Source organism: Pseudomonas sp. JQ170C, assembly GCF_035581345.1.
GTDB lineage: Bacteria > Pseudomonadota > Gammaproteobacteria > Pseudomonadales > Pseudomonadaceae > Aquipseudomonas.
Map to the genome: position 1 here is coordinate 3,543,517 of NZ_CP141608.1, position 25,162 is coordinate 3,568,678.

A 25,162-nucleotide genomic window follows, 5' to 3' on the forward strand; every position below is an offset into this window, starting at 1 on the left:
GGCTCGTTTTAAGGTGTTGTCCATAACGAGGACACGCCAGTCACCGGATCCCCTCACGGCCCGCTGATTTTTTCTCAGATCACATCGATGCGGATCAGCCAGCTACCGAGGCTGTCGACCCGGATGGGCAGGGTTTCGCTCAGCGACAGCAAGGTGCGATCGCTGTCATCCAGCGGGAAGCTGCCATACACGCGGACCTGCGCCGCTTGCGGGCTGATGCGCAGCAGCCCGGTGCGGTACGGGCGCAAGGCCTCGATCAGGTCACCCAGCGGCTCGTCGCGCACATCAACCCGGCCATCGGTCCAGCTGGCGCGGGTGCGCAGCGACGGCGCCAGGGCCTCGCTGCGCAGGCCATCGAAGCGAAATGCCTGGCCTTCGTCGACCCTGATCGGCGCATCATGCCCGGTACTGAGCAGCACACTGTGCTGCTGCACGGCCACCAGGCTTTGGCCATCGTCCTGGCGCATCACGAACCGTGTACCGAGGGCTTGCACCTGGCCCTGGCGCGTAGCGACGATGAACGGCCGACCGGGTTCGGCGGCCACCTCGACCTGCAACTCACCCTCGCGCAGCACCACCAGACGTTGGCGGGCATCGAAGCGCAGGTCCACCGCGCTACGGGCATTGAGGCGCAAGCGCGAGCCATCGGCCAAGGTGTAGGTGCGGCGCTCGCCGGTGCCGGTGTGCAGGTCGGCCAGCACATCGCCCAACGGCATGCGTCGATGGACAAGTCCCGCACTGCCCAGCCCCAACAGCAACATCGCCAGCCCACCGCCCAGCACCTTGCGCCGCGACGGCGGAGCCTGGGTGCGCAGGCTCCGGCTGGCCATGGCCAACTGGCCGGGGGTGCGCTGCTCGGCCTGTTGCAGGTCGGCCAGGGGTTGCTCGAGCACCGCGTTGACCCGTTGCCAGGCCGTCTGGTGGCTCGGGCACCGCTGCAGCCACAGCTCGAAGGCGTGCTGCATGCGGCTGTGCCTTGGCGCATGTTCAAGTTTGAGCAGCCAGCCCACGGCTTCGTGGGTAGCGCGATCGACCGGTACGTTACTCATTCAGGGCTCACACTCAGGCAATGCAAAAAGGCCCGGCGCAGGTCACGCTCCACCGTCGCCAGCGACACCCCCAGGTGCTCGGCAATCGACGGTTGGCTCAACCCTTCCAGGCGATGCAGAATAAAGGCGTGGCGAACCCGCTGCGGCAAGCCGTCGAGCAGGCGGTCGATCTGCGCCAGGGCTTCGCGTACCAGCAGCACATCTTCGGCAGACGGCATGCACTGCAGCGGCAAGCGCCCCAGCTCTTCCAGATACGCCTGCTCCAGCGCACGCCGACGAAACAGGTTGCTCAGCAACCGCCGGGCCACCGTGGCGAGAAAGGCACGGGGCTCTTCAAGGGCTGGCAATGCCGTGCTGCCCATGGCCCGGACAAAGGTATCCTGAGCCAGGTCGGCAGCGTCATGGGGGCAGTTCAGCCGGCGATACAGCCAGGCGCGCAACCAGCGATGATGATCGCTGTACAAATGGGCCACGATAGCCTTCGAGTCGACAGAGCGGGTCACTTCGGTCATCACATGCTAATGGTAATTACTCTCATTATCGTGATGGCACCGTGAATATACAATCCCCCTTCCAGGAACAGATGACAGATGCCTTCCCTGACACCCCGTGAGGTCTACCAGCAATTGCGCGACGCCGCCCTGGGTGTTCGCCCGCTGCAGCCCCTGGCCCCCCACGCCGCCTGCGGCCAGGTACAGGTAGACATCGAGGGCTGGCAGTTGCTGCTGGACTTCGAGGGACATCGCCTGCACCACTGCGCGCACTGCCGCCGCGAGGGCTCACTGGACACCTGGCAGCGCTATGGCACCGACCCGGTCAGCTTGCTGAGCACCTGGGAGCTGGCGCAGATCGAGCGCTTGTTGCTGGGCATAGCGCAACGCTAGTTGCTACGCTGCGTGGCTACCGCCGATTGGACCGGTAGGAGCGGGCTTGCCCCGCGATCAATCGTTCAGACAACACCCGTTTTGCCGGCTGTACCGGCCTCTCGCGGGCCAAGCCCGCTCCTACCTTGAGGTGGCTCCTGCGCCTACAACCCCGCCGAGTGGGCCGGTGGGAGCGGGCTTGCCCCGCGATCAGTCGTTCAGGCAACACCCGTTTTGCTGGCTGTGCCGGCCTCTCGCGGGCCAAGCCCGCTCCTACTTTGAGGTGACTCCTGCGCCTACAACCCCGCCGAGTGGGCCGGTGGGAGCGGGCTTGCCCCGCGATCAGTCGTTCAGGCAACGCCCATTTTGCCGGCTGTACCGGCCTCTCGCGGGGCAAGCCCGCTCCTACCTTGAGGTGCGCCTACAACAGCCAACCGGCGACACCACAACAGATCACCACCAACCACGGCGGTAGCTTCCAGCGCATCAACGCCACCAGTGCCAGCAGCGCCAGGCCCGCGTCCGCCGGGCGGAGAATGGCGCTGGTCCACACCGGCTGATACAGCGCCGCCAGCAACAACCCGACCACCGCCGCGTTGATGCCCAGCATCGCCGCCTGCATGCGCAGGTTCTGCCGCAACCGCTCCCAAAAGGGCACCGCCCCCATCACCAGCAGGAACGACGGCGCAAAGATCGCCACCAGGCACAGCAAACCGCCCGACCAGCCCGATGGCCCCGCTTGCATCGACGCGCCAAGGAACGCAGCGAAGGTGAACAAGGGCCCCGGCATCGCCTGCGTGACGCCGTATCCCGCCAGGAAGGTTTCGTTGCTGACCCAGCCCACGGGCACCACTTCGGCCTGGAGCAACGGCAGCACCACATGGCCACCGCCGAACACCAGCGATCCGCTGCGATAGAAGGCATCGAACATCGCCAGGGCCGGGCCAGGCCAGTGCTGGGCCAGCAACGGCAGGCCCAGCAGCAGAGCAAGAAACAGGATCAGCCAGCACACGCCAGCGCGCTTGCCGACCGTGATCGGCAACGGCTCGTGGGCAACGGCCTTGCCGGGATTGAACAGGAGCAGCCCCGCCCCACCGGCGGCCACCATCACACCGACCTGCCCCCAAGGCGAAGGCACCGCCAGCACCAGGGCGGCGGCCGTCACCATCAGGGCAATCCTCGGTGCATCCGGACACAGGGCGCGCCCCATGCCCCAGACCGCCTGGGCCACGACCGCCACGGCAACCACGTGCAAGCCATGCAGGACACCGGGCGGCAGCGCCGAACCCAAGCTGGCAATCCCCTGAGCGATCGCTATCAGTACCAGCGCCGACGGCAGGGTAAACCCCAGCCAGGCGGCCAGTGCGCCCCGGTAACCCGCTTGCGCCAGCCCCAGGGCGATGCCGACCTGACTGCTCGCAGGGCCTGGCAGAAACTGACAGAGCGTCACCAGGTCGGCGTAGCTGCGCTCGTTGAGCCAGCGTCGACGGGTGACGAACTCGTGGTGAAAAAAACCAAGATGCGCCACCGGGCCGCCGAACGAGGTCAGGCCCAGGCGCAAGAAGATGAGAAAGACCTGCCACGGGCTGCTTGAAGGGGTGCGGGGCATGCGCTGCGCTTCTGATCGGCAGAAATGAGCGACAGTCTAGCGCGGAGCAAGCCCGCTCCCACAGTAACCTTCAGAAGGTTTTGCTGGCACTGGCCACCAGGGTGGCCGAGCACAGGTCGTCGTAGCCATACCAGCTCATGCATTCGCTTTTTTTCAGGTCGGTATCGATGTAGCTCAGGCTCCAGGTGACCCCGACAAACTCGCGGGTCAGCTTGGCCTCCCACTCGTAATAGGCATCGCGATTGTCACCATTGGTGGCCCAGAACGCGGGGTCCTTGACGTCGTTGTAGCCCACCCGCAATTCCACGCCGACCTCGGCAGGCAAGGTGAAGCTGTAGCTGACGTAGCTGTACAGGGTGTCCTGGTCTTCACCGAAGGCATTGGGCGAATCGCTGGAGTAGTTGACGCTCAGCTTGACCCCGTACAGATCGAGGATGGCGTAGACCTCGCTCATGTTGAACTGGCCTTCCTTGGGGTAGCTGTACTTGAGGTAGCCAAGGTCCAGGCTGATGGCATCGGTGGCCTGCCAGTACCAGCCGGCATAGTAGTCCACCTCCTGGCGGGTCTTGTAGTCAAAGCCGTAGTCGACGTTCGAGGTCCAGGCGCCGATGTACAGGCCACTGCCATGGATCAAGGTAGCGCCGGCCTGCAGGGCCGGGTCGCCAAGGGTCTGCGACACGCCACGGGAGCGATAGTCGCTGACGGCGGCCAGGGTCAGTTCCAGGCTGAGGTCGTCGTTCAGGGTCAGGGCCTGACTGGTCAAGGGGGCCAGCATCAGGCTGGCAACGGTGAAGATGGCGCGTGCGTTCATGGGAAACCCTTATTGTTATCGGTGTGCGGGCAGATTCGTGCAGGCGAGACCCGGCCCCTCGCGGGGCAAGGAACCAGGCATCGTGGTCAGGGAGCGCGGTCAGGACGCGGGGGCGTAGACCTGTTTGCCGGCGAAGAAAGTCTTCAGCACTTGGGTGTCGAACAGCTCGTCGTTGCTGACCTTGAACACGTCACGGTCAAGCACGATCAGGTCGGCCTGCTTGCCCGGCGACAGCGAACCGATCTGCTGCTCAAGACGCAGGGTCTTGGCGGCATTGAGGGTGTAGGCCTGGAACATGACCTGACGGTCGACACTCTCCTTGGCATTGAGCACCCCCAACGGCCCCTTGCGGGTGATGGCCTGGGCGATGGCGTTCCAGGGGTTGGGGCTGGACACCGGCCAGTCACTGGCCCCGGCAATCGTTGCACCGGCCTTTTGCAGGGAGTGGGCCGGGTATTGGTAGCCGTAGGCCGAGGCGCTGATGTAGGGCTTGACCAGCTCGACGGTATAGCTCTCGCCAGTGGCCCAGAGCAATTGCATCGACGCGATCACGCCCAATTGCTTGAAGCGTGGAAAGTCCTTGGGATCGACCAGTTGCAGGTGGCTGATGCTATGGGCCTTGGGGCTGCTACTGAGCGTGCGCGCATAGTCGACAGCATTGAGTGATTCACGCACTGCACGGTCGCCCACCGCATGCATGTGCACGATCCAGTCGCGCTGTTCTGCGGCGGCCACCAGTTCACCAAAGTGCTCAGGCTCGATCAGCAACTGGCCGTTCTTGTGGCTGTTCTTGTAGGGGGCGATCACCGCTGCGGTCTGCCCCGGATACTCGAGCACACCGTCGACGAACACCTTGATCCCCGGGAAGCTCAGGTTGGGCACACCGTCGAACTGTTTAATCACCTTGGCCAGCACTTCAAGGTCGGCGGGGCGGCTCTTGGGGTTGGCGATCATCAAGGCGGCAACGTGGGCATTGAGCTCGCCCTTCTCGGCCAGGGCACGGTACAGCGGCAGCACGCCGACACTCTGTTCGGTCGCCTTGAAATCAAACAGCGAGTCGCCGCTACCGGCGTTCGAGGCGGCGTCCATCCAGGCCGTGACCCCATACTGGTTATTGATCCGCACCGCCTCGCGGGCAGCCTTGATCATGACCTCTTCACTGGCCGGGGGAATCTGGCTGCGCACCTGATCCCAGCGCGACTCGGAGAAGTAGCCGTTGGGGGTGAAGTCGGCGTCGTGGCCGACGTAGCTGCGGTCCTGCTCGGACATGCCCTTGACCCGCGCCGCGTCGATGTTCAGGCGCTTGAGCATGGCGTTGTTGGCCCAGCCGGTGTGGCCGTCGATACCGCTCAGCACCAGCGGCTGGTCCACCCAGCGCCCCTGGTTGAACACCTGGCCCAGCTCGCGGCTTTGCTCCCAATAGGCCGAGCTCACCCCGGCAATACTGATCACATCCCCGGCTCGCCCGCGCCCCTCCTTGACCTCGGCCAGAATCCACTGCTCAAGTTCGGGCAGTGGTTTTTCTTCGTCTTGCAGGTTGGCACCCAGGCTGTCGAACGCCGCGACCACCGGGTGGCTGTGGGTGTCGATCATGCCGGGCATCAGCACCTTGCCGGCCAGGTCGATGCGTTGCGTATGGGCATCGGCCAGCGCATTGATCTGGGCGTCGCTGCCCACTTGCAGGATCTTGCCGTCCTTGACGGCCACCGCCTGCATCAGCCCCTGGCCAGGTTCCGCGGTGTACACCTTGCCATTGACCAGCACGAGGTCGGCGGCAGCCAGTGCGTGGAAAGAACAAGCGGCCAGCGTGGTGGCCAACAGGGTGGGAATCAATCGTTGCATTGGAACGCTCTCTTGTTTTTATCGGGGCTGGGCACACCCTATAGCGCGCCGCAAAAGAGCGGACCTCTGCAAATGAGGAGGGTCAGGCGGATTTCTCACCCCCTGCAAGCCCGACACGCAAGGCAGAGCCCAGCTCCACCTTGCTCTTGACCCCCAGTTGGGCGTAGCAGTTGCGCAGATAGGTGCGCACTGTTGCCGGGCTCAGTGACAGGATGCGGGCGATTTCCTTGTAGGAATGACCCGCGGCGAACAGCATCGCGGCCGTGCGCTCGCGGGGCGCCAGCACCACACCGGGCGGCGGCGCTTCCAGCGACAGGATCACATGCTCGGCATTGGGGCTCAGGGTCAGGGCGCAGCGGCCCAGGCGCATCACGCAGGGCACCTTGTGCAACTGCGCGGTCACCGCAGACGGCAGCACCGAGCCGTGCCAGCCCGGCACCTCGCGTTCGATTGCAGCACACAGGCGTGCGCCGATGTGCAACAGGCTGCCATCCAGGCGTGCCACGCCGAAATCACGGGCACCGTTGCCGGTGTCGACCCGGATCATGTCCTGCACCTGGAACCGCCACAGTTGCAGCAAGTGATCGCAGAAAGCGGCAAACAAGCCCTCCTCCTGGGCATCGAACGCCACATCGTCAACGCCCCGGTACAGGCAGACAAAAAAATTCAGGCCGCTTTCGGGCAGCTCGAAGGTAATGCTCATGAGGTGGTAGAGGTCGTAGCGGCGGGCAAACACATTGACCGCTTCGACCGGGTCGGTGAATTCGCTGTCGCGCACCACCTTGCCCACCCGGGTCAATGTGTCCTGGGCAAAGCTGTCGACCCCGGCCACCTGGCGCCACTCGGCGGCGAACGCATCGGGCAGATCGATACGCCCGTGCATCCAGCTTTGCGGCGCTACGCTGGCAGCGCCTGCAGACATCTCCCCCCACCAGGCCGAAGCGAACGGCACCAGTTCACGAAACGCCTGCAAGCCGTCGGCGATAAAGTGCGAGCCGCCCTCCTCGCGCGCCAGGCTGGCCAACTGGAGCACACAACGATTGAACGCCTGGAGCGTTGCCATCGACAGCGGTGTCTGGCTTGTTTCGACTGCCACGCCGGCTATTCCTTATTGTTGAAATCTTCGCATGTAGGAGCGGGCTTGCCCCGCGATAGCGATCAGGCCGTCACATCGCATCGCGGGGCAAGCCCGCTCCTACGCATCGGTCAGTACACCGTGCCGACCGGGTACACAAACGCGTTCACGTCATAAAACGGCGTGCGCTGGTAGAACCACTGCAAACGCGCACCGGGGCTGGCGGCAAAGGTCTTGTCGTCCTTGAGCTTTTTCTCGAACTCGGCCTTGAGTGCCGGGCTCTCGGCCAGCATCTTGCGCGCCATGGGCTCCATCACGTACTCCTCGGGTTCTTCGGCCACCACCAGGGTCGAGTTGAAGAACCCCCAGGACCAGAACGAATCCGGGCTTTGCGGGTACAGCAAATTGACCGCCAACACCCCCAGAGGCTGATCGAGGTCGATCACCACCGAGCCCGCCGGGAAGGTCTGCAGCCGCTCGAACGGCTTGCCCACGCCACTGACCGGCAGGCGCCCTTCATAGCCGGGAATCTGGTTCGGCTGCGCGCGATCGGGCTCGAACCCGCCGGCCACCTTGACCTGGTCCATGCGATAGAGGGTGACCGCGATGGCGGTGGGCTTGTCCAGGGTGGTCATCTGAATGCCATGGGCCTTGAGGCGGGCAATCACCTCGCGCCATTGTGCTGGCACCACGTATTGTTGCGGGCGCTTGACCACCAGGTCCGGCTCGGTGTTGCCGGTGACCGGCACCGTGAGCTTCTTGGGCTGGTTGCTCCAGACAATGGTCTTGGCCCCGGTGATCGGCGACTGCTCGTAGCGGTAGTCGCCCACGGTGAACGGTGTGGTCTGCGCCTTGCCTGGCTTCCAGGTGAGGATCACATCCTGCTGGGTTTCAAGCCGCTCGCGGTCCTGGCGGATGGCTTCTTTGAGCGAGGCCGACTGGTCACCGATCACCTGGATCATGCCCTTGAGCATCACGTAGTTGCCCAGCACCTGGGTCTGGTACGGGTGCAGTGCATGCTGCTCGATCAGGATCGACGGCACATTGCGAATGTCGCCGTACTGGTTGGAAAACCGCGCGAGGTCGGTGCGGTACGGGTAGTAGCCCTGGGTCGGGTCCTGGTTGTCGTTCAGGCTGATGCACTCGTGCACCACATGGCCGTCCGCCTCCAGGGCCTGGTACACCGGCGCACGCATGACCGTGTCCATCCAGGCGCTGCTGGCCGGCGACCAGCCATTGCCATTGTGGCAATAGGAGCTGTCGTAGGGGTACATGGCGCCGTCGGTGGAATGGGTGTCAGCAAAAAAACTCAGGTCATAGGTGTTGAACACCCAGGCAACGTTGCGGATCTCGGCGCTGTCGAGCTTGGTGAAATCGCGGTTGAGGTTGTAGTTCAAGCCGTTGACCCGCCAGCCGGTTTCCTGCGGGCCGTTCTGGTTGATCCGGCCGTAGGCACTGCGGCGCAGGTCGCCGTCGATGTTGACGGTGGGTATGAACAGAATGTTGACCTTCGCCAGCAGACTGGCCAGCGGCTTGTCGCCCGTGGTCATGTCGCGCAGCAGCATGAACATGGCGTCCTTGCCGTTGGCCTCGCCGGGATGGATCTCGGCTTCGACCAGGATCGTCGGCTTGCCGGAATCGTTGAGCCCTGCCGGCGACTTGTCGACTTCAAGCGAGGCGATGGCCATCACCATCGGGTGACCCTCGGCGCTTTTTTCCGGCAACTCGTGAAGCACCACACTGCCACCGGACGCTGCCGCCAGCCTGGTCAGGTAAGCGCGGGTTTCATCGTAGTTGCTGGTCTGGTTGAAACCGCTGGCCTCGGCCTGGGTAATCAGCGGGTTATCCGCCTTGGCGATATAGCGCGTGCTGGTCAGCGCCTGCTCGAACATCGGCGGCAGAATGCGCTGCTTGGCCGCCTCGGGGTAAGCGCTATCGTCGATATAAGAAGGCGCGCCGGGCAATGCTGCCAGTGCCGGCAAGCCTGCGCCCATCAGCATCGCGGCAACGAGGGGCTGCAAAAGCGAGTGTTTCATGATGTTTCCCTATCATGAGAGGCAGACGCCACCTTAAACCACAATGCCAAGCCAGACGAGAGGCATTCCACCATGCTCGAGAACCTGTTCACGTCCCTGCCTGGGGACACCAGCCGGGAACACATCGACACCCTGCTCAGCCGCCCGGGACTGCGCATCGAGCGCATTGTCTCCTACGGCCAGGCCAGCCCGCCGGGCTTCTGGTATGACCAGCCGCAGAACGAATGGGTCGTGGTCCTCAGCGGCTCGGCGGGGCTACGCCTGGAGCACGAGGTCGCGGAACGGACAATGCGCCCGGGCGACTGCATCGAACTGCCGGCCCACTGCCGGCACCGGGTGGAATGGACAGACAGCACACAAGCCACCGTCTGGCTGGCCATACACTGGCCCCTGTAGGAAGCGGGCTTGCCCCGCGATGAGACCGGTACAGCCAGCGCATCCGCCAGATCGCGGGGCAAGCCAACTGAAACAAAGTCGCCTAGATTGCGGCCGCGGTGCGGCCGATCGCAGGCTATCGCCAGCGGCTACAGGGGGCTGGGTTGTAGCCGCTGCCGAGGAACGAGGCTGCGATCGACTGCAAAGCAGTCGCCATCCCGTCAGGTACGGCGCAGCCTGTGAGAACGCCACAGACCAGCAAGAGCGCAGCGAATTGTGCTCTTGATCTTGATCTGGCTTTTGATCTACCCGCCCCGTCAACCAGAAAGGCCGAACGGAGGTGCACGACTCGAGGGCCTTCACCGGGCAAGCCAACCGAAACAATGTCGCCTGAATTGCGGCCGCTGTGCGGCCGATCGCAGGCTGTCGCCAGCGGCTACAGGGGCTGGGTTGTAGCCGCTGTCGAGGAACGAGGCTGCGATCGACTGCAAAGCAGTCGCAATGCCCCGTAGCGACACCGTAGTGAGGGGACTCGAAGCGCAGCGCAGAGCCCCTGGTGGGGCAAGCCCTTTGCTTACTTTGGGGCGTTTGCCAAAGTAAGGCGCCGTAAGGGCGCAAAGGTGATTCAGCGTCACCACAGCCAATGGATAAGACCACCAACACCAACACCTCATCGCGAGGCCGGTGATGGTCCTACCCAATGTGCACGACTCGGGGGCCATCGCGGGGCAAGCCCGCTCCTACAAATAAGGTTGTTCTTCGCCGGGACTGCGGTCGAAATGACGCTTGTATTCGCGGCTGAACTGCGACGTGCTCTGATACCCCACCCGATGCGCCACCTGCGCCACCCCCAGCCCTTCACCAATCAACATCTGCTGGGCCTTGAGCAAGCGCAGCCGCTTCAGATACTGCATCGGCGACAACAACGTACTGCGCTTGAAATGCTCATGAAACGTCGAGGCGCTCATGTTGGCGCAATTGGCCAGCGCCTCGACACTCAAAGGCTCGGCATAGTGTTCGCGCAAGTGGTTCAGTGCCGCGGCAATACGCGCAAAATGCCCTTGCTGCTCGACCAGCGCCCGCAAAACCCCCGCTTGTGGCCCGCGCAAGGCCACGTACAACACCTCCCGCACACGGGCCGCGCCCATCACCTGGCTGTCGAGGGGGTCCTGCAGGCAACGCAGCAAGCGCTCGACGCTGTCGCGCATGGCGTCATCCAGCACCGCCGAGGTCATCGACTCCGGTGTCTGTGCCTTGATCGGGTGGTCGGCCGGCGAGCCCATGCTCTGCACCAACTCCCCCAGCACCAGACGGTCGATTGCCACCGAAACCCCCAGCAGCGGCGCCTGCGCGGTGGCGAAGGTTTCGCACATGAACGGCACCGACAACGCCTGCACCAGATAATGACCCGCACCGTATTCCAGGGTCCGTGGCCCCAGGCGCGCCAGTTTGCTGCCTTGAGCGAGGATCATCAGGCTGGGCTCATAGATCTGTGGACTGCTGGCGACGTAGTGACTGGCCGAGAGCACCTGCACCTGGGGTACGTGGGTGTCGACGAAGCCCGGACGCACGGCGAGGGTGCGGATCAAGGCGCAAAGGTTGGCGTTGGCATCAACGTGGCAAGTCAGCTGCATGGAAAACCAGGACGGAGGAATAGACACTGCCATGATCGCAGCTTGGCGGCCACCTGTGTGCAAGCCCCGCACAACTCCGGAGCTTTAGGCATGACTGGCGGAGGAATGACGGTGGGCAGTACCCCTGCCCCTGCGGACAATGCGCCCACTTATCCGCTTAAACGTTTTACCGAGGTTTCCATGTACACAGCAATCGGTTACGCCGCCCAGTCCCCCACCGCGCCCCTGGCGCCCATGAGCTTCCAGCGCCGCGCCCTGCGCGCCGATGATGTGGACATCGAGATTCTCTACTGTGGCGTGTGCCACTCGGACATCCACCAGGCCCGCAATGAATGGGGCATCGCCGTGTACCCGCTGATGCCCGGCCATGAAATCGTCGGCAGGGTCACGGCGGTAGGCGACAGCGTCAGCCGCTATAAGGTCGGCGACAACGTCGGTGTCGGCTGCATGGTCGATTCCTGCCAGCACTGTGAAGCCTGCCGGGCGGACCTTGAGCAGTACTGCCTCGAAGGCCCGACCATGACCTACGCCACCCCGGACCGTATCGACGGCAGCAACACCATGGGCGGCTACTCCAACAGCATCGTGGTCAGCGAGCGCTTCGTGCTGCGCATCCCGGCAGCCCTGGACCTGGCCGGCGCCGCGCCGATCCTCTGCGCCGGCATCACCACCTACTCGCCGCTCAAGCACTACGGGGTCAAGCCCGGCGATCGTGTGGGCATTCTGGGCATGGGCGGCCTGGGGCACATGGGCATCAAGTTCGCCAAGGCCATGGGGGCGGAAGTCACGCTGTTCACCCGTTCCGCCAGCAAGGCCGAGGAAGCGCGTCGCCAGGGTGCCGACCATGTGATCGTCTCCACCGATCCCGAGCAAATGCAGGCGGCGGCCGAACAGTTCGATTTCCTGCTCGACACCATCCCGGTCCAGCACGACCTGAACCCTTATCTGCAGACCCTGAAGTTCGATGGCGTGCACATCCTGGTGGGCCTGATCGAACCGGTGGACCCTGCCCTGCACGCGGCCAACCTGGTGATGAAGCGCCGTGTCCTGGCCGGCTCGTTGATCGGCGGTATCAAAGAAACCCAGGAGGTGCTGACCTTCTGCGCCGAGCACGATATTCGCTGCGACATCGAGATGCTCGATATCCGCCACATCAATGAAGCCTACGAGCGGATGATTGCCGGCGATGTGAAGTACCGCTTCGTGATTGATATGGCTACGCTCAAGGGTTGAAGATTCACTTCAGGTGCAGGGGCCCGCTCGAGGCCCCTGCCCGCCACCCCGGTTTCTCCATGGAGAGCCAGCCCATGACCAAGCCAAAAGCCGGCACCGTCAAATCCCCCTCACCCAAGCCTGCCGTCAACCGCACCCCCATCGCCGGCCGTTTGTTCGACGCCCGCCCTGATCGCCTGGACTTTCGTGACCTGCCCTACGCCCCGCCCCTGCGCTCGCTGCCGCCGTGCTGGCCGGCGCAGACCGATCTGGCCCTGTACCTCAAGAGCTACGTCGCCCAGGGGCTGGTGCTGGACCAGGGCGCTGAAGGTGCCTGTACCGGCTTCGGCCTGGCCTGCGTGGTCAACTACCTGCTATGGCTCCAGCACCTGGCGCTGGGCAGCAAGGGCAACTTTGAATCGGTCAGCCCGCGCATGCTGTACGAACTGGCCCGTCGCTACGATGAATGGCCGGGCGATGACTACCAGGGTTCAAGTTGTCGCGGCGCGCTCAAGGGCTGGCACAAGCACGGGGTGTGCAGCGCGACGCACTGGCCGTTTTCCACCCAGGGTTTCATTCGCCCGCAGCCCCACTGGGACACCGATGCGGCCGGACGCCCGCTGGGCGTTTACTACCGCATCAATCGCAACGCCGTGGTGGACCTGCAGGCGGCGGTTCTGAACATCGGCGCCGTCTATGTGTCGGCCAGCGTGCATGACGGCTGGGAAGCGCTCATGCACAAGCGCTCCAGCGCCGTGCCGAAGGACCTCGACAGCCTGCCGGTCATCCCGCCCCCGCAATCGCCCGGGGTGCTCGGCGGGCACGCCTTTGCCATTGTCGGCTACGACCGCCGCGGCTTCGTGGTGCAGAACTCCTGGGGCACCCGCTGGGGGCGTTCGGGGTTTGCCATCCTGTCTTACGAGGATTGGGTGATCTACGGCACCGATGCCTGGGCCTGCGCGCTCGGGGTGCCGCAGCAATTGTCGGACCCGACGAAACTCAAGGCCGGCGTCTCGGACTTGCGCAATCAGGTGTCCTCGGCCTTTCGCGTGGGCTCGGGGCGTTCGCTGACCGGGCTTGATCGGTCCGCCAGGGTGCCGGCCAACCCTGTGGACGACCCCTGGCCCTTCGACCATCCCTTCAATGAACCTCGGTATCAGCCGGTCAGCACCTCGCGCGCCTATGAGCTCACCCTGGTGACCGGCAACGACGGTGAGATAGTCCCCACCGACTTCACCCGTGGCCCGCTGGATCGCGCCGGCCTGGTCCAGGAAGTGATGCACGAACGGCCACTGGCCTGGCTGAAGACTCAGGCAGACAAAAAGGTCCTGCGCGTGGTGCTCTACGCACACGGTGGGCTGAACGCTCAGGACGCGTCGATCCAGCGCATTCGGGTGCTGGCCCCCTACTTTCTGGCCAACGGTATCTATCCGCTGTTCATGACCTGGAAGACCGGCCCGGGCGAGACCCTGGCCAACATGGCAGAGGACTGGCTGCGCAAACTGTTCGGTGCTGACGAGCGGGTCAGTGGCGTGGACGACCTGATCGCCGAGGGCAAGGACCGCGCCATCGAAGCGCTCGCCCATGTGCTGGGCACCGGGATCTGGACGCAAATGCGCAGCAATGCCCGCGACAGCAGCCTGCCCGGGCATGGGCTTGATCTGGTCGGCAGGACGCTGCAAAGCCTGGCCGCTGAGCTGCAAACCCAGGGTGCCAGGCTGGAGCTGCATCTGGTGGGCCACTCGGCAGGGTCCATCCTGCTCGGCCATCTACTCGATCTGCTGGGCAGGAGCACGCCCACGCCATTGAAGGTACAAAGCTGCGAGTTGTTTGCCGCAGCCTGCTCCAGCGCATTTGCCCTCGAGCACTACCTCAAGGCGCATGCCAACGGCGTGCTGAGCCTGGAGCAGCTCTGGCTCGACGTCCTCAGAGACGAAGACGAGAAAGCCGATGGCCTGCCGACACCGGACTTTCCCGCCTACGGCAAGTCGCTGCTGTACCTGGTGTCGCGAGCGCTGGAGGATGTGCGCAAACAACCCCTGCTGGGCATGGCCCGGGCACTGGACCCGCACTTCGCCAACGACAAGGATCAATGGGAGGCCAGCGCCCTGCCGGCGATTCAGCAGTGGCTGGCCAACTGGCCAACCAAGCCTGACCGCCTGCGTGTGTGGCCTTCACCCTGGGTGAGAACCACACGCGACGGCCAGCAAATCCCGGCGACCCACGGCTCCTTCGACAACAACATCGAAGTGATCAGCTTTGTGCTCATGCGCATCCTCAAGAAGCAGCTCATCGGGCCGTTGGAGTGGCTGGACTACTGATCTGATCACACACGGGGCCGCACCTGCGGCCCCGCCGTCAGCCCTCGACTGCCTTGAGCATGCCGCGCTCGACAATGAAGTCGATGACCCGCTGCAGGCCCTGCCCGGTCTTGAGGTTGGTGAAGGTCCAGGGCCGCTCGGGGCGCATGCGCCGGGTGTCGTTTTCCATCACCTCAAGGGAGGCGCCGACGTAGGGCGCAAGGTCGATCTTGTTGATCACCAGGAAATCCGACTTGGTGATGCCCGGCCCGCCCTTGCGCGGGATCTTCTCCCCTTCGGCCACATCGATCACATAAACGGTAAGGTCGGCCAGTTCCGGGCTGAAGGTGGCGCTCAGGTTATCGCCACCGCTCTCGACGAAGATCACTTCGAGGTTGCCGAACTTACGCGCCAGCTCCTCCACCGCCGCCAGGTTCATCGAGGCATCCTCGCGAATGGCGGTGTGCGGGCAGCCGCCGGTTTCCACGCCGACGATACGCTCCGGCGCCAGGGCGCCGGCTTCGGTGAGGATGCGCTGGTCTTCCTTGGTGTAGATGTCGTTGGTCACCACGGCGATTTCGTAGTGGTCGCGCATGGCTTTGCACAGGGCTTCGAGCAGTGCGGTCTTGCCGGAACCCACCGGGCCGCCGACACCGACGCGCAGGGGTTGCTGGTAGCTTTGCATGGGGTTTTCCTCAGGATCGGAACAATCGGGTGTATTGGGTTTCGTGACGCGCCGAAGCAATGGCCAGCAGTGGCAGGCCGCCGCCGAGTTGCTCATCGGGTAAATCAAGGGCGCGTTCCAGCACCAAAGGCAGCTCGGCGCACAGGTCTCGCAGCAGGCTTTGGGCCGCTTGCTGGCCGAACGGCACCAGCTTGACCCCGGCCATCACCGCCCCTTCAAGCCAGGTGAAGCCAAGCCCCAGGGCCAGGTCGTGCAACGGAATGTCCCAGTGCGCCCCCAGCCAGGCCATGCCGCCCAGCTGACTCAGGGCCAGGCTCGACCGCCACGCGGGCGCCTGGCACAGCTGCCAGCCATCGAGCAGCCGGGCCAGGGCCATGCCGCGCTGGCGCTCCTCCAGGCGCAGTTCGGCGGTTTCGCGGTTGGCCAGCAGGAACCGGCTCCAGCGCAAGAATGCCTGCGCATCGTCCTCGCGGCAGGCCCGGTACAGGCGGGCCAGCACCGGCCAGTCGAGGCAGCCAAGGGTGTCGTCCAGCTGCTGCCGCTGCCACTGACGAAAGCCCTCGGCGCCCTGCACCCAGCCCGCCTCCACCGCCCACTCCAGCCCCTGCGAATAGGTAAAGCCACCCACCGGCAAGTTGGGGCTGGCCAGCTGCAGCAGGCGCAGCAGCTTCAGCTCGGTACTCATCAGCCGGCCAGTACCAGTGCGGCGCCGGCCAGCAGGCCGCCACCGAAGGCTTTTTGCAGGCCGGCATGGCGGCGCAGCAGGCAGCCAGCGGCAAAGCCTGCCAGCAACAGCAGACCGCTGACGGTCACAAAGCCTGCACTGAACATCCAGAACGCCCCGGGGCTGGCCTCAACGCCGTGGGCCCAGCCATGGAACAAGGCGAACACCGGCATGGCCAGGGCCAGCAACACCTGGCGGCGCGGCAGCAACAACGCGGCGCCAGCCACCAGCAACGAGCCGATGATCATCGGCTCCATGCCGATCACGCCGCCGAACAGATAGCCCAGCAAGGCGCCGCCGAACATCGCGGCCAGGGTCAGCAACGGCAACGCCAGGGTGCGTCCGGTCAGCGCTGCCAGCACGCCCGTGCCCAGCAGCATCAACAGGTGATCAAGGCCGGTGAGCGGGTGCAGCAAGCCGTCCTGCAAGGGATGGGTGTCGTGCCCCGGGTGGGCGAACGCAGGGACCGCGAGCAGCAGCAAGGCCAGTGCCAGGAAAGTTTTCATCGGGGGTATCTCCTTATAAGAAATCAGTGGTGAGCGACGCGCACGAAGGGGTGGTCGGTATGCCCATGGCTGTGCGGCGCACTCTGGTACGCACCGGCCTCAGGCTCGAACGGCGCCTGCTCCACCAGCACCTCCAGGCCCAGGCCGCGGACCATTTCGTCCAGCACATGGTCGTGCTGGTAGCGCACGAATCCGGCTTCGATCTGCAGCGGCACGTGGCGATTGCCCAAGTGGTAGCTGGCCCGCGCCAGCAGCAAGGGGTCGGCGCAGCGCACGGTGGATACCTGCTCGGCGGCGGCCAGCACGCGGATCACCTCCCCTCCCAGCTCCGCCGCCAACAGCTCGCCGCCACGCAGCAGTTGCCCACGCTCGAGCATCAGCCCGGCTTCACGGCCATCATCGAGGGTGACGCGCACGCGGCTCTTGATGCGGGTATCCAGGCTCAAGGTGACGGTGCCACTGACGTGCTCGGCGTCGGTGACCCGACGGGTCAAAAGAATCATGCTCGCTCCTTCAAAACAGAAAATAACGTTGCGCCATCGGCAGCACCGTGGCCGGCTCGCACACCAGCAGCTCGCCGTTGGCACGCACCTCGTAGGTTTGCGAATCCACCTCGATCATCGGCAGCAGGCCGTTGTGGACCATGTCGCCCTTGCGCACCGTGCGACAGCCGCGGGCGATACCGATCAGGCTGCGCAGGCCCAACTCATGGTGAACGCCGCGCGCCACCGCCGACTGCGACAGGAAGGTCATGCGCGTGGCATTGCGCGCCGCACCCAGGGCACCGAACATCGGTCGGTAGTGCACCGGCTGCGGGGTCGGAATCGAGCCGTTGATGTCGCCCATGGGCGCCATCGCGATCATCCCGCCCTTGATCACCAGTGCAGGCTTGACCCCGAAAAACGCCGGGGCCCAGAGCACCAGGTCGGCCAGCTTGCCGGCCTCCACCGAGCCCACTTCGTGGGCAATGCCGTGGGTCAGTGCCGGGTTGATGGTGTACTTGGCAATGAAGCGCTTGACCCGGAAGTTGTCGCTGTAGTGGCTGTCGGGTGCCAGCGGCCCGCGGCGACGCTTCATCTGGTCGGCGACCTGCCAGGTGCGCAGCACGACCTCCCCGACCCGGCCCATGGCCTGGGAGTCGGACGAGGTCATGGAGAAGGCACCGATGTCGTGGAGGATGTCTTCTGCGGCGATGGTCTCGCGGCGGATGCGCGACTCGGCAAAGGCCACGTCCTCGGCGATGCTCGGGTCCAGGTGGTGGCAGACCATGAGCATGTCCAGGTGCTCGTCCACGGTGTTGATGGTGTACGGCAAGGTCGGGTTGGTGGACGACGGCAGCACATTGGCAAAGGCGGCGGCACGGATGATGTCCGGCGCATGACCGCCGCCGGCCCCTTCGGTGTGGAAGGTGTGGATGGTGCGGTCGCCGATGGCCGCCAGGGTGTCCTCGACACAGCCGGACTCATTGAGGGTGTCGGTGTGGATGGCCACCTGCACGTCCAGCTCCTCGGCCACCGTCAGGCAGCAGTCGATGGCCGCCGGGGTCGAGCCCCAGTCCTCGTGCAGCTTCAGGCCCACGGCACCGGCGCGGACCTGCTCGCGCAGCGCCTCGGGTTGCGAGGCGTTGCCCTTGCCCAGCAGGCCGATGTTGATCGGCAGCTCGTCGGCGGCCTGGAGCATGCGTGCCAGGTACCAGGGCCCGGAGGTGCAGGTGGTGGCGTTGGTGCCGGTAGCCGGCCCGGTGCCGCCGCCGATGAAGGTGGTGATGCCGGAGGTCAGCGCCTCTTCCACTTGCTGCGGGCAAATGAAGTGGATGTGCGAGTCGATGCCGCCAGCGGTGACGATCTTGCCTTCGGCGGCGATCACCTCGGTACCGGGGCCGATGGGCAGGGTCACGCCGGGCTGCACATCGGGGTTGCCGGCCTTGCCGACGCCGACGATGCGCCCGTTCTTGATGCCGATGTCCGCCTTGACGATGCCCCAGTGGTCGATGATCAGTGCGTTGGTGAGCACCAGGTCCATGGCCACGGCCGCGAGCATCTGGCCCTGGCCCATGCCGTCGCGGATGACCTTGCCGCCGCCGAACTTGACCTCTTCGCCGTAGATCGTGAAGTCCTTCTCAACCTCCACCCACAGCTCGGTGTCGGCCAGGCGTACGCGGTCGCCCACGGTGGGGCCGAACATGTCGGCGTAGGCGCGTCGGGAAATACGGCTCATCCACGCCCCTCCAGCCTGCCCATCACCTTGCCTTGAAAGCCATGGACCTCACGCTTGCCGGCGTACGGCACCAGGGTCACGGTCCGCGCCTGACCGGGCTCGAAGCGCACGGCGGTGCCGGCAGCGATGTCCAGGCGCAGGCCCAGGGTGGCCTCGCGCTCGAACACCAGGCAGTCGTTGACCTCGTAGAAGTGGTAGTGCGAGCCGACCTGCACCGGCCGGTCGCCGTGATTGGCCACGGTGACGGTGGTCCGCGCGTAGCCCACATTGAGCTCGATGTCGCCATCGGCGACCTGTGTTTCTCCGGGGATCATGCTGCGCTCCTAGACAATCGGGTCATGCACGGTCACAAGCTTGGTGCCGTCGGGAAAGGTGGCTTCGACCTGGACGTCGGGGATCATTTCACTCACGCCTTCCATGACCTGGTCGCGGCTGAGCACTTCGCGGCCCAGGTTCATCAGCTCGGCGACCGTGCGCCCGTCACGGGCACCCTCCATCACCGTGGCACTGATCAGCGCCACCGCCTCCGGGTAATTGAGCTTCAGGCCGCGGGCCAACCGGCGCTCGGCAAGCAAGGCGGCGGTGAACAGCAGCAGTTTGTCTTTCTCTCGCGGGGTCAGCTCCATGGCGTTCTCTCAAGTGGCCCAGATACGCGGCGGGCATGGCGCCAGGCCGACCACTTCGGGTCGCAAGGCATGCCAGATCCGCTGCAGGGTGAGTTGCAGGCGTTGGTTGTCGTGGTCCAGCAGGCGTACCACCAGCAATTGCCCGAGCAAGGTCGCCCCCGCGGGAACGTCGAGGTCCTCGATCAGGCGGCGAGTCTGTTCGAGCACCGCGTCGTTGGCCGGGTAGGCACAGAAAGTGGCTTGCAGTGGATAGCCGCCCAGCTTTTGCAGCTGGCCACCTTCGATGCGCAGACGTTCATGCAGGCCGGGGTCGTCGGGCACGTCGATCTGCAGGCGGCTGTCCAAGGCGCCGTGGCTGAAAGGCTCGTTCATTACCGGTCGGCCCAGGCACAGGGTTTCCCAGGCCAGCAGTCGCGCACCGGGTTCGAGGCTGAAGCGGTTTTCAAGGCGCACGCGCGCACCGGGGAAGCAGATGCTGCCCTGAGGCAGCCACTCCAGCACGCTGTCGGCGGCCAGGTGAAAGTGCTGGTCGAGGGTCGAGGTCTGGCCGTTGCTGCGGTAGAACTTGGTGGCCCCGGGCATGGTCAGCAGCGCATGGCTACCGGGGTCGAGGTGCACGTCGAGCACCAAGGTGTCGCCACCGACCACCCCGCCGGGCGGATGCAGCACATAAACGTGGCACGGGGCGCCTTCGGGGTAGAACGGGCGCTGCACCAAAAGAGGACCAAAATGTCGCCGCGCACCAATACAGGTCTTTTGCCCACGGCGTACGAAGCGCAGCATCAGTTCGGCGCTCCAGCCGGTGCTGTGGGCAGTGAGGTCCAGTGGCTGGGCAAGCGTCATGCATCTGATCCCTGTAAATACGGAGTCCGACATGCTTGATGGATCGGTCGGGCCTCGGGTTTTACGAGAGGTTTGACCAATTGATCAGCATTCGATGCAGGGAACAAAGCACATAGCGGGCCAGATGGGGGGGAAGTTGCTTCGGGAGCACTGCCTTGCTCAGCAGCGCGACCGCTGCGCGGTCGATCGCAGGCTGTCGCCAGCGGCTACACGGGGCAGCCATCATCGCGGGGCAAGCCCGCTCCTACCGGTAGGAGCGGGCTTGCCCCGCGATGGGATGGGTCAGGCAGATCGCGCCTGCGGCATCTCCCCGCGCGCCAGCCGCGCATTGATGTCATCGATCACCGCCGGCAATTCGGCGATGGTGTCGATCAGGTAATGCGGGCGCGAGGCTTCGAACATCCGGCCGATACGGGCACGTTCCTGTTCCAGGGTTTCCAGCGGCAAGGCTTTGTAGGCTTCGTACGACAACCCCAGGGCATTGCCCGAACAGGTCAGGGCCACGGTCCACATGCCCGCCTTGCGGCCTTCAAGGATGCCCGGCCAGGTATCGTCCACTTTCACACAGGCCGCCACGTCGTCGATGCCCAGGGCGATGACGTTGGCCAGGGCCTGGGCCGGCCACGGACGGCCGTTGGGGGTTTCGTCGGTGGCCACCACGTGGTCGGCGACGTAGCCATTGCGCGCGGCCAGTTCCACCACTTTGTCCATCACCACTTTCGGGTAGCCCGAGCACGAGCCGATCTTCAGGCCTTGCTCACGCAGGCTGGCGATGGCCTGCAAAGCCCCCGGGATCAACGCCGAATGCTCGGCGATTTTTTCGATCTGCAGCGGCATGAAGCGGTTGTAGAGGGCGGTGACGTCGTCATCGCTGGGGGTGCGGCCGAACACCCGGCGATAGCGCTCGGCAATCTGCGGCAGGTCGCACAGGGTGCGGATGTGGTCCCACTTGCCCATGCCCATGGGGCCGCGGGCTTCTTCCAGGGAGACGTCCACGCCAAACTCGGCAAAGGCTTCGACGAAGATCTGGGTCGGCGCGAACGAGCCAAAGTCGACCACGGTGCCCGCCCAGTCCAGGACGACCGCTTGCAGGCGTTGAGGGTTCTGATAGTGCATGGTGATTCTCCGGTTTTTCAAGGATGAGAGCGGCCGCGCCTTGCACGCAAGGCGTTGTCGATGGGCCAGGTGTAAACGGGCCTAGCTGTCCGGGGGCGCGGCGGCGTCGAACAGTTCGGCGATGATCGGGCGATTGCGTCGTATCGCCAGGCAACACAGGTAGTAGCTGATGTGAAACGGCGCCTCGATAAAGGACACGGCCTTGGTGCCAGGACGGTCGGCGTACTCCACGGCAGCGACAAAGCCGATGCCGATGCCCTGCACCACCGCGTGCACAATGGCCTCGCGGCTGTTGAGTTCCATGGCGCAGTCCAGGGTCACGCCATAACGCTGGCAGCCTTCTTCCACCAATTGCCGGGTCCGCGAAGCCGCTTCACGCAGTACCAGCCGCTGGCCACTGATTTCATGCACGCTGACCTGCGCCTGGTGCGCCCAGGGGTGGTCGTCGCGCACCACCGCCAGGATCGGCACTGTCCGATACAGGTGGGTGCTCAGGCGCTGGTCGAAGGCCGACAGCGCCAGGATCGCCACGTCGATATCAAAGGCGTAGAGCCGCTCCAGGGTTTGCGCCTCGGTGGTGAACGAGGTGTTCAGGTCGATGTCCGGGTACTGCTGCATCAGGCTGTAGGTCAGGCTCATGGCAATCGGTGGCGATACCGCACCAATGCGCAACATGCCTTGCTTGCGCTGGCTGAAGCGCTGCAGCAGTTGCACCGCTTCATCCTCCTGGCCGAACAGGCCCTGGGTGATGTCATACAGCTTGTGCCCCGCCGCGCTCAGTTCGATGTAGCGACCACGGCGGTGGAACAGTTCGACGGAAAACTTTTTCTCCAGGGTGCTCACCTGCTCACTGACGGTAGGCTGGCCGACACTCAGGTACTCGGCGGCCAAGGTGAAGCTGCCGGTCTTGGCCACCGCGTGAAATGAACGTAACCATTTGTGGTACTGGTACATGAGCAGCTTCCGTTCCTGGAGTCGGTTCTAGGTTAGATGATCAGCGCCGCACGAACAGCGCCACCACGGCACTGCACAGGCAACTGGCGGTGACGACGATGAAGATCAGCGAGGTGTTGCCCGTGGTGTCGAGCATCCGGCCGATCAGCGGCTCGGCGAGGCCGGCAAACAGGTAGGACGAGAAGTTCATCACCCCCGTGGCAGTGCCCGCACGCTTGGCGCCGACCAGGTCCGGGCACAGTGCCCAGAAGCTCGACGCCGGGCCATAGACGAAGAAGCCGCAGAGGAACAAGGCCACCAGGCCCACGGTGCTGTGGGCCGGCAGGCTCCACATCCACAGGCTGGTCAGGGCACCGAGGAACATATAGAGCATGATCGCCAGGTAGCGCTTGGAGCCGAACAGTTTGTCCGAGACCCAGCCATTGCTCAGCGCCCCCACCGCCATGCCCACCGGGAGGGCCACGGTGATCCATTTGGGGTCGATGAAGCTCTGCCCCGACTTCCAGTCGGCACCGAGAAAGTGCACCGGCACCCAGACGATCAGGCCGTAGCGCGCCGCGTTCTGAAAGCCCAGGGACACCGCAGCGATCAGCAGGCGGACGTTCTTGAGCACGGCCTTGTAGCGCTGCGCCGAGCTCTCTTCGCTTTCGTGACCGACCTCATGGTTCTTGTCTTCGGCGTTGGCCACCCCGGTGTCGTCCAGCGGCTTGAAGCCCATGTCCTGCGGACGTTCACGGGCCACCAGGTAGAAGACGACGCCACCGGCCAGCATCAGCAGCACCGGCAGGCGGAAGATCCAGCGCCACTCCAGGTGCAGCACTTCGAGCACCACCACCGAGGTGACATACGACAGCACCGAGGCGCAGCCGGCGGCGAATACATAGAAGCCATACACCCGGCCACGCTCGCCGGCGCTCCACCAGTTCGACAGCAAGCGGCTGCCCGGCGCCCAGCCCAGGGCCTGGAAGTAGCCGTTCACGCCCCAGGGCAGGATCAGGCTCATGAAGCCACCGGCAAAACTGGTGACCCAGTTCGCCGCGCACGAGAGCACCGCGCCCAGGCTCATGATCCGCCGGCCGCCGAACTTGTCTGCCAGGTTGCCGTTGATGGCCTGGCCGATGGCATAGGCCCAGAGCATGGCGGTGGAGGCCCAGCCGAGGGTTTCCTTGCTCAGGCCGAACTCGGCCTGGATGCCCGGAATGGCGAACCCGAAGGTTTGCCTGCCGGTGTAGAAAAACAGGTAGCAGAACATTGCCGCCAGCAGCATTCGCCATTGCGCGGTGCGAAACGGTGACGCAGGGACAGCCAGACCGGACAGACTTTCGGCACGATTCATGGTGATTTCCTTTTTTGTTCGCTAGCGCGAGCCACAGCCCGCGTTACGGCACTCTTGGTTGGTGCAACAGGAAACAGAGCGACCCTACAGGGTGCTCACTACGTTGGGAAACGAATTTCAGGCGGCGCTGGCGCCGATGAAGTTCTTGCCCCGGGCGCCCTGCAGGGCGTGAGCGATCATCGCCTGGGCCTCGTCGGCATCGACGCCATAGTCGGCAAAGTCGGTCTTGACCCCGAGGCTGTGCAGGAAGGTGCGCAAGCGCGAGCGGGCCTGGTCCAGGTCCGGGCCGAACACCCGCTGCAGGGTGCGGTCGCGGCCACCGTCGCGGCCCCAGGCAAGGCCCAGCACCAGCGGCAGCGAAAAGGAGCAGGCAATGCCGTGGGGCACGCCGTGGCGCAGGGTCATTTCGTAGGAGATCGAATGCGCCAGCGCCGTCTTGGTGTTGGAGAACGCCATGCCGGCCTTGAGCGCGGCCAGCGCCATGCGCGCCCGCAGGTCACGGTTGCCGAGGTCGCGCTGCAGCCGGGGCAGGCAGTCGAGGATGTCTTCGATGGCCGACACCGCGAAGGTATCGGAGAGCGGGTTGGCGTTGACGTTCCAGATCGCTTCCAGCGCATGGGACAGGGCATCCAGCCCGGTGGATACCGTCACCCCGGCCGGCACGGTGAGCATCAGGTCGGGATCGACGATTGCTGCCTTGGGCCAGGTGCAGTCCAGGTGCAGGGAATACTTCTTCTGCGCGGCGCTGTCCCAGATGGTCGCCCACGGCGTCACTTCGCTGCCGGTCCCGGCCGTGGTGGGTGCAGCGATCAAGGCCTTGCAGCGCGCCGGTGTGAACGGCTGACCGAGGGCCAGCAGGTGCAGCAGTTCATCGAACTGCCCCGATTCGGTACCCACGATCAGCGCCTTGGCGGTGTCGATGGCGCTGCCGCCGCCCAGGGCAATGACAGTCTGGCAATCGCCGGCCTCGGCCCAGAAACGCTCGTAGGTGGTGCGCAGTTGCGCCACGTCCGGATTGGGTTGTACGTCCTCGACCACATGGCACAGGCGCTCGCCCAGCAGGGCCTGCACCTGGTCGATCAAGCCCAGGGCGCGCGCCTCGGGAAAGGTCACCAGGGCGACCTGCTGACCTGCGGTCAGGTCGCTGATACGGCTGAGGCTGCCGCTGCCGAAGCAAGTGGCCACCGGATTATGGAAGTAGGCAGGCATGGCGGTTCCCTTTGTTGTTGTTTTGGCTGGGGACATAGTCATGGCCGCGTCGCCTTGGCTCAAATCGAATGATTCAAGGCTTGCATCGGCTGAACCGATAACAGAAATGGCAGTAACCCTTTGCACAACGACGACTCCCG

Annotated in this window: 24 protein-coding genes; 4 read left to right on the top strand and 20 right to left on the bottom strand. The window is 64.8% G+C overall.

Features of this window, described 5'->3' with window-relative positions:
- Positions 1–74 precede the first annotated feature (74 nt).
- On the bottom strand, positions 75–1,049 hold the full coding sequence (locus tag U9R80_RS15830; protein ID WP_301841081.1) for a FecR domain-containing protein: 975 nt from the start codon (positions 1,047–1,049) through the stop codon (positions 75–77).
- Positions 1,046–1,561, bottom strand: coding sequence for a sigma-70 family RNA polymerase sigma factor (locus tag U9R80_RS15835; protein ID WP_301841080.1), 516 nt, complete (start codon positions 1,559–1,561; stop codon positions 1,046–1,048). Before U9R80_RS15835 ends, U9R80_RS15830 begins: the two co-directional genes overlap by 4 nt.
- Before the next feature lie 78 nt (positions 1,562–1,639).
- Between U9R80_RS15835 and U9R80_RS15840 the strand changes: the two genes are divergently transcribed.
- A complete protein-coding gene (locus U9R80_RS15840; RefSeq protein ID WP_301841079.1) occupies positions 1,640–1,933 on the top strand; it encodes a DUF7693 family protein in 294 nt (97 codons plus the stop codon).
- A 400-nt stretch (positions 1,934–2,333) separates the two neighbouring features.
- Here the strand turns inward: U9R80_RS15840 and chrA are convergent, their stop codons facing one another.
- From chrA to U9R80_RS15865, 5 genes are all read right to left on the bottom strand, one after another.
- Positions 2,334–3,521: a chromate efflux transporter gene (chrA, locus tag U9R80_RS15845; RefSeq protein ID WP_301841078.1), complete on the bottom strand. Its 1,188-nt coding sequence runs from the start codon at positions 3,519–3,521 to the stop codon at positions 2,334–2,336.
- Positions 3,522–3,591: 70 nt separating this feature from the next.
- The gene (locus U9R80_RS15850) at positions 3,592–4,332 is read right to left on the bottom strand and encodes a TorF family putative porin (RefSeq protein WP_301841076.1); all 741 of its coding nucleotides are present in this window, start codon (positions 4,330–4,332) and stop codon (positions 3,592–3,594) included.
- A 99-nt stretch (positions 4,333–4,431) separates the two neighbouring features.
- Positions 4,432–6,174 (bottom strand): amidohydrolase, encoded by a 1,743-nt coding sequence (locus tag U9R80_RS15855; protein ID WP_301841074.1) that lies wholly within the window; start codon positions 6,172–6,174, stop codon positions 4,432–4,434.
- A gap of 82 nt (positions 6,175–6,256) precedes the next feature.
- Complete coding sequence (locus tag U9R80_RS15860; protein ID WP_301841177.1) at positions 6,257–7,237, bottom strand: helix-turn-helix transcriptional regulator; 981 nt, start codon at positions 7,235–7,237, stop codon at positions 6,257–6,259.
- 143 nt (positions 7,238–7,380) lie between these two features.
- The gene (locus U9R80_RS15865; RefSeq protein WP_301841073.1) at positions 7,381–9,285 is read right to left on the bottom strand and encodes a M14 family metallopeptidase; all 1,905 of its coding nucleotides are present in this window, start codon (positions 9,283–9,285) and stop codon (positions 7,381–7,383) included.
- Between the two features lie 72 nt (positions 9,286–9,357).
- On the opposite strand from U9R80_RS15865, the gene U9R80_RS15870 reads away from it, so the two are divergent.
- Positions 9,358–9,681: a cupin domain-containing protein gene (locus U9R80_RS15870; protein ID WP_301841072.1), complete on the top strand. Its 324-nt coding sequence runs from the start codon at positions 9,358–9,360 to the stop codon at positions 9,679–9,681.
- A gap of 719 nt (positions 9,682–10,400) precedes the next feature.
- Here U9R80_RS15870 and U9R80_RS15875 read toward each other — a convergent pair.
- Entirely contained in the window at positions 10,401–11,294 is an 894-nt protein-coding gene (locus U9R80_RS15875; RefSeq protein ID WP_301841071.1) for an AraC family transcriptional regulator, read from the bottom strand.
- Between the two features lie 180 nt (positions 11,295–11,474).
- Here U9R80_RS15875 and U9R80_RS15880 point away from each other — a divergent pair, with 180 nt between their 5' ends.
- Both U9R80_RS15880 and U9R80_RS15885 read left to right on the top strand, forming a co-directional pair.
- The gene (locus tag U9R80_RS15880; RefSeq protein WP_301841070.1) at positions 11,475–12,527 is read left to right on the top strand and encodes an NAD(P)-dependent alcohol dehydrogenase; all 1,053 of its coding nucleotides are present in this window, start codon (positions 11,475–11,477) and stop codon (positions 12,525–12,527) included.
- Between the two features lie 74 nt (positions 12,528–12,601).
- Positions 12,602–14,827, top strand: coding sequence for a C1 family peptidase (locus U9R80_RS15885; RefSeq protein WP_301841069.1), 2,226 nt, complete (start codon positions 12,602–12,604; stop codon positions 14,825–14,827).
- A 37-nt stretch (positions 14,828–14,864) separates the two neighbouring features.
- Here the strand turns inward: U9R80_RS15885 and ureG are convergent, their stop codons facing one another.
- The 12 genes from ureG to psrA form a co-directional block, all read right to left on the bottom strand.
- Positions 14,865–15,491, bottom strand: coding sequence for an urease accessory protein UreG (gene ureG / locus U9R80_RS15890; RefSeq protein WP_301841068.1), 627 nt, complete (start codon positions 15,489–15,491; stop codon positions 14,865–14,867).
- 10 nt (positions 15,492–15,501) lie between these two features.
- Positions 15,502–16,176: an urease accessory protein UreF gene (locus tag U9R80_RS15895; protein WP_301841067.1), complete on the bottom strand. Its 675-nt coding sequence runs from the start codon at positions 16,174–16,176 to the stop codon at positions 15,502–15,504.
- On the bottom strand, positions 16,176–16,721 hold the full coding sequence (locus U9R80_RS15900; protein ID WP_301841066.1) for a HupE/UreJ family protein: 546 nt from the start codon (positions 16,719–16,721) through the stop codon (positions 16,176–16,178). Before U9R80_RS15900 ends, U9R80_RS15895 begins: the two co-directional genes overlap by 1 nt.
- Before the next feature lie 23 nt (positions 16,722–16,744).
- A complete protein-coding gene (gene ureE / locus U9R80_RS15905) occupies positions 16,745–17,224 on the bottom strand; it encodes an urease accessory protein UreE (protein ID WP_301841065.1) in 480 nt (159 codons plus the stop codon).
- A 10-nt stretch (positions 17,225–17,234) separates the two neighbouring features.
- Positions 17,235–18,938 (bottom strand): urease subunit alpha, encoded by a 1,704-nt coding sequence (gene ureC / locus U9R80_RS15910; protein WP_301841064.1) that lies wholly within the window; start codon positions 18,936–18,938, stop codon positions 17,235–17,237.
- On the bottom strand, positions 18,935–19,252 hold the full coding sequence (locus U9R80_RS15915) for an urease subunit beta (protein ID WP_301841063.1): 318 nt from the start codon (positions 19,250–19,252) through the stop codon (positions 18,935–18,937). The genes ureC and U9R80_RS15915 overlap by 4 nt, the downstream gene beginning before the upstream one ends.
- A 9-nt stretch (positions 19,253–19,261) precedes the next feature.
- The gene (locus U9R80_RS15920; RefSeq protein WP_274116204.1) at positions 19,262–19,564 is read right to left on the bottom strand and encodes an urease subunit gamma; all 303 of its coding nucleotides are present in this window, start codon (positions 19,562–19,564) and stop codon (positions 19,262–19,264) included.
- A 9-nt stretch (positions 19,565–19,573) separates the two neighbouring features.
- Entirely contained in the window at positions 19,574–20,407 is an 834-nt protein-coding gene (locus U9R80_RS15925) for an urease accessory protein UreD (RefSeq protein ID WP_301841062.1), read from the bottom strand.
- 282 nt (positions 20,408–20,689) lie between these two features.
- Positions 20,690–21,523: a phosphonoacetaldehyde hydrolase gene (gene phnX / locus U9R80_RS15930; RefSeq protein ID WP_301841061.1), complete on the bottom strand. Its 834-nt coding sequence runs from the start codon at positions 21,521–21,523 to the stop codon at positions 20,690–20,692.
- Between the two features lie 81 nt (positions 21,524–21,604).
- Entirely contained in the window at positions 21,605–22,477 is an 873-nt protein-coding gene (locus tag U9R80_RS15935) for a LysR substrate-binding domain-containing protein (protein ID WP_301841060.1), read from the bottom strand.
- 40 nt (positions 22,478–22,517) lie between these two features.
- Positions 22,518–23,813, bottom strand: coding sequence for an MFS transporter (locus U9R80_RS15940; protein ID WP_301841058.1), 1,296 nt, complete (start codon positions 23,811–23,813; stop codon positions 22,518–22,520).
- A gap of 117 nt (positions 23,814–23,930) precedes the next feature.
- Positions 23,931–25,022, bottom strand: a complete 1,092-nt coding sequence (gene psrA / locus U9R80_RS15945) for an iron-containing alcohol dehydrogenase PsrA (protein ID WP_301841056.1) — start codon at positions 25,020–25,022, stop codon at positions 23,931–23,933.
- Positions 25,023–25,162 lie beyond the last annotated feature (140 nt).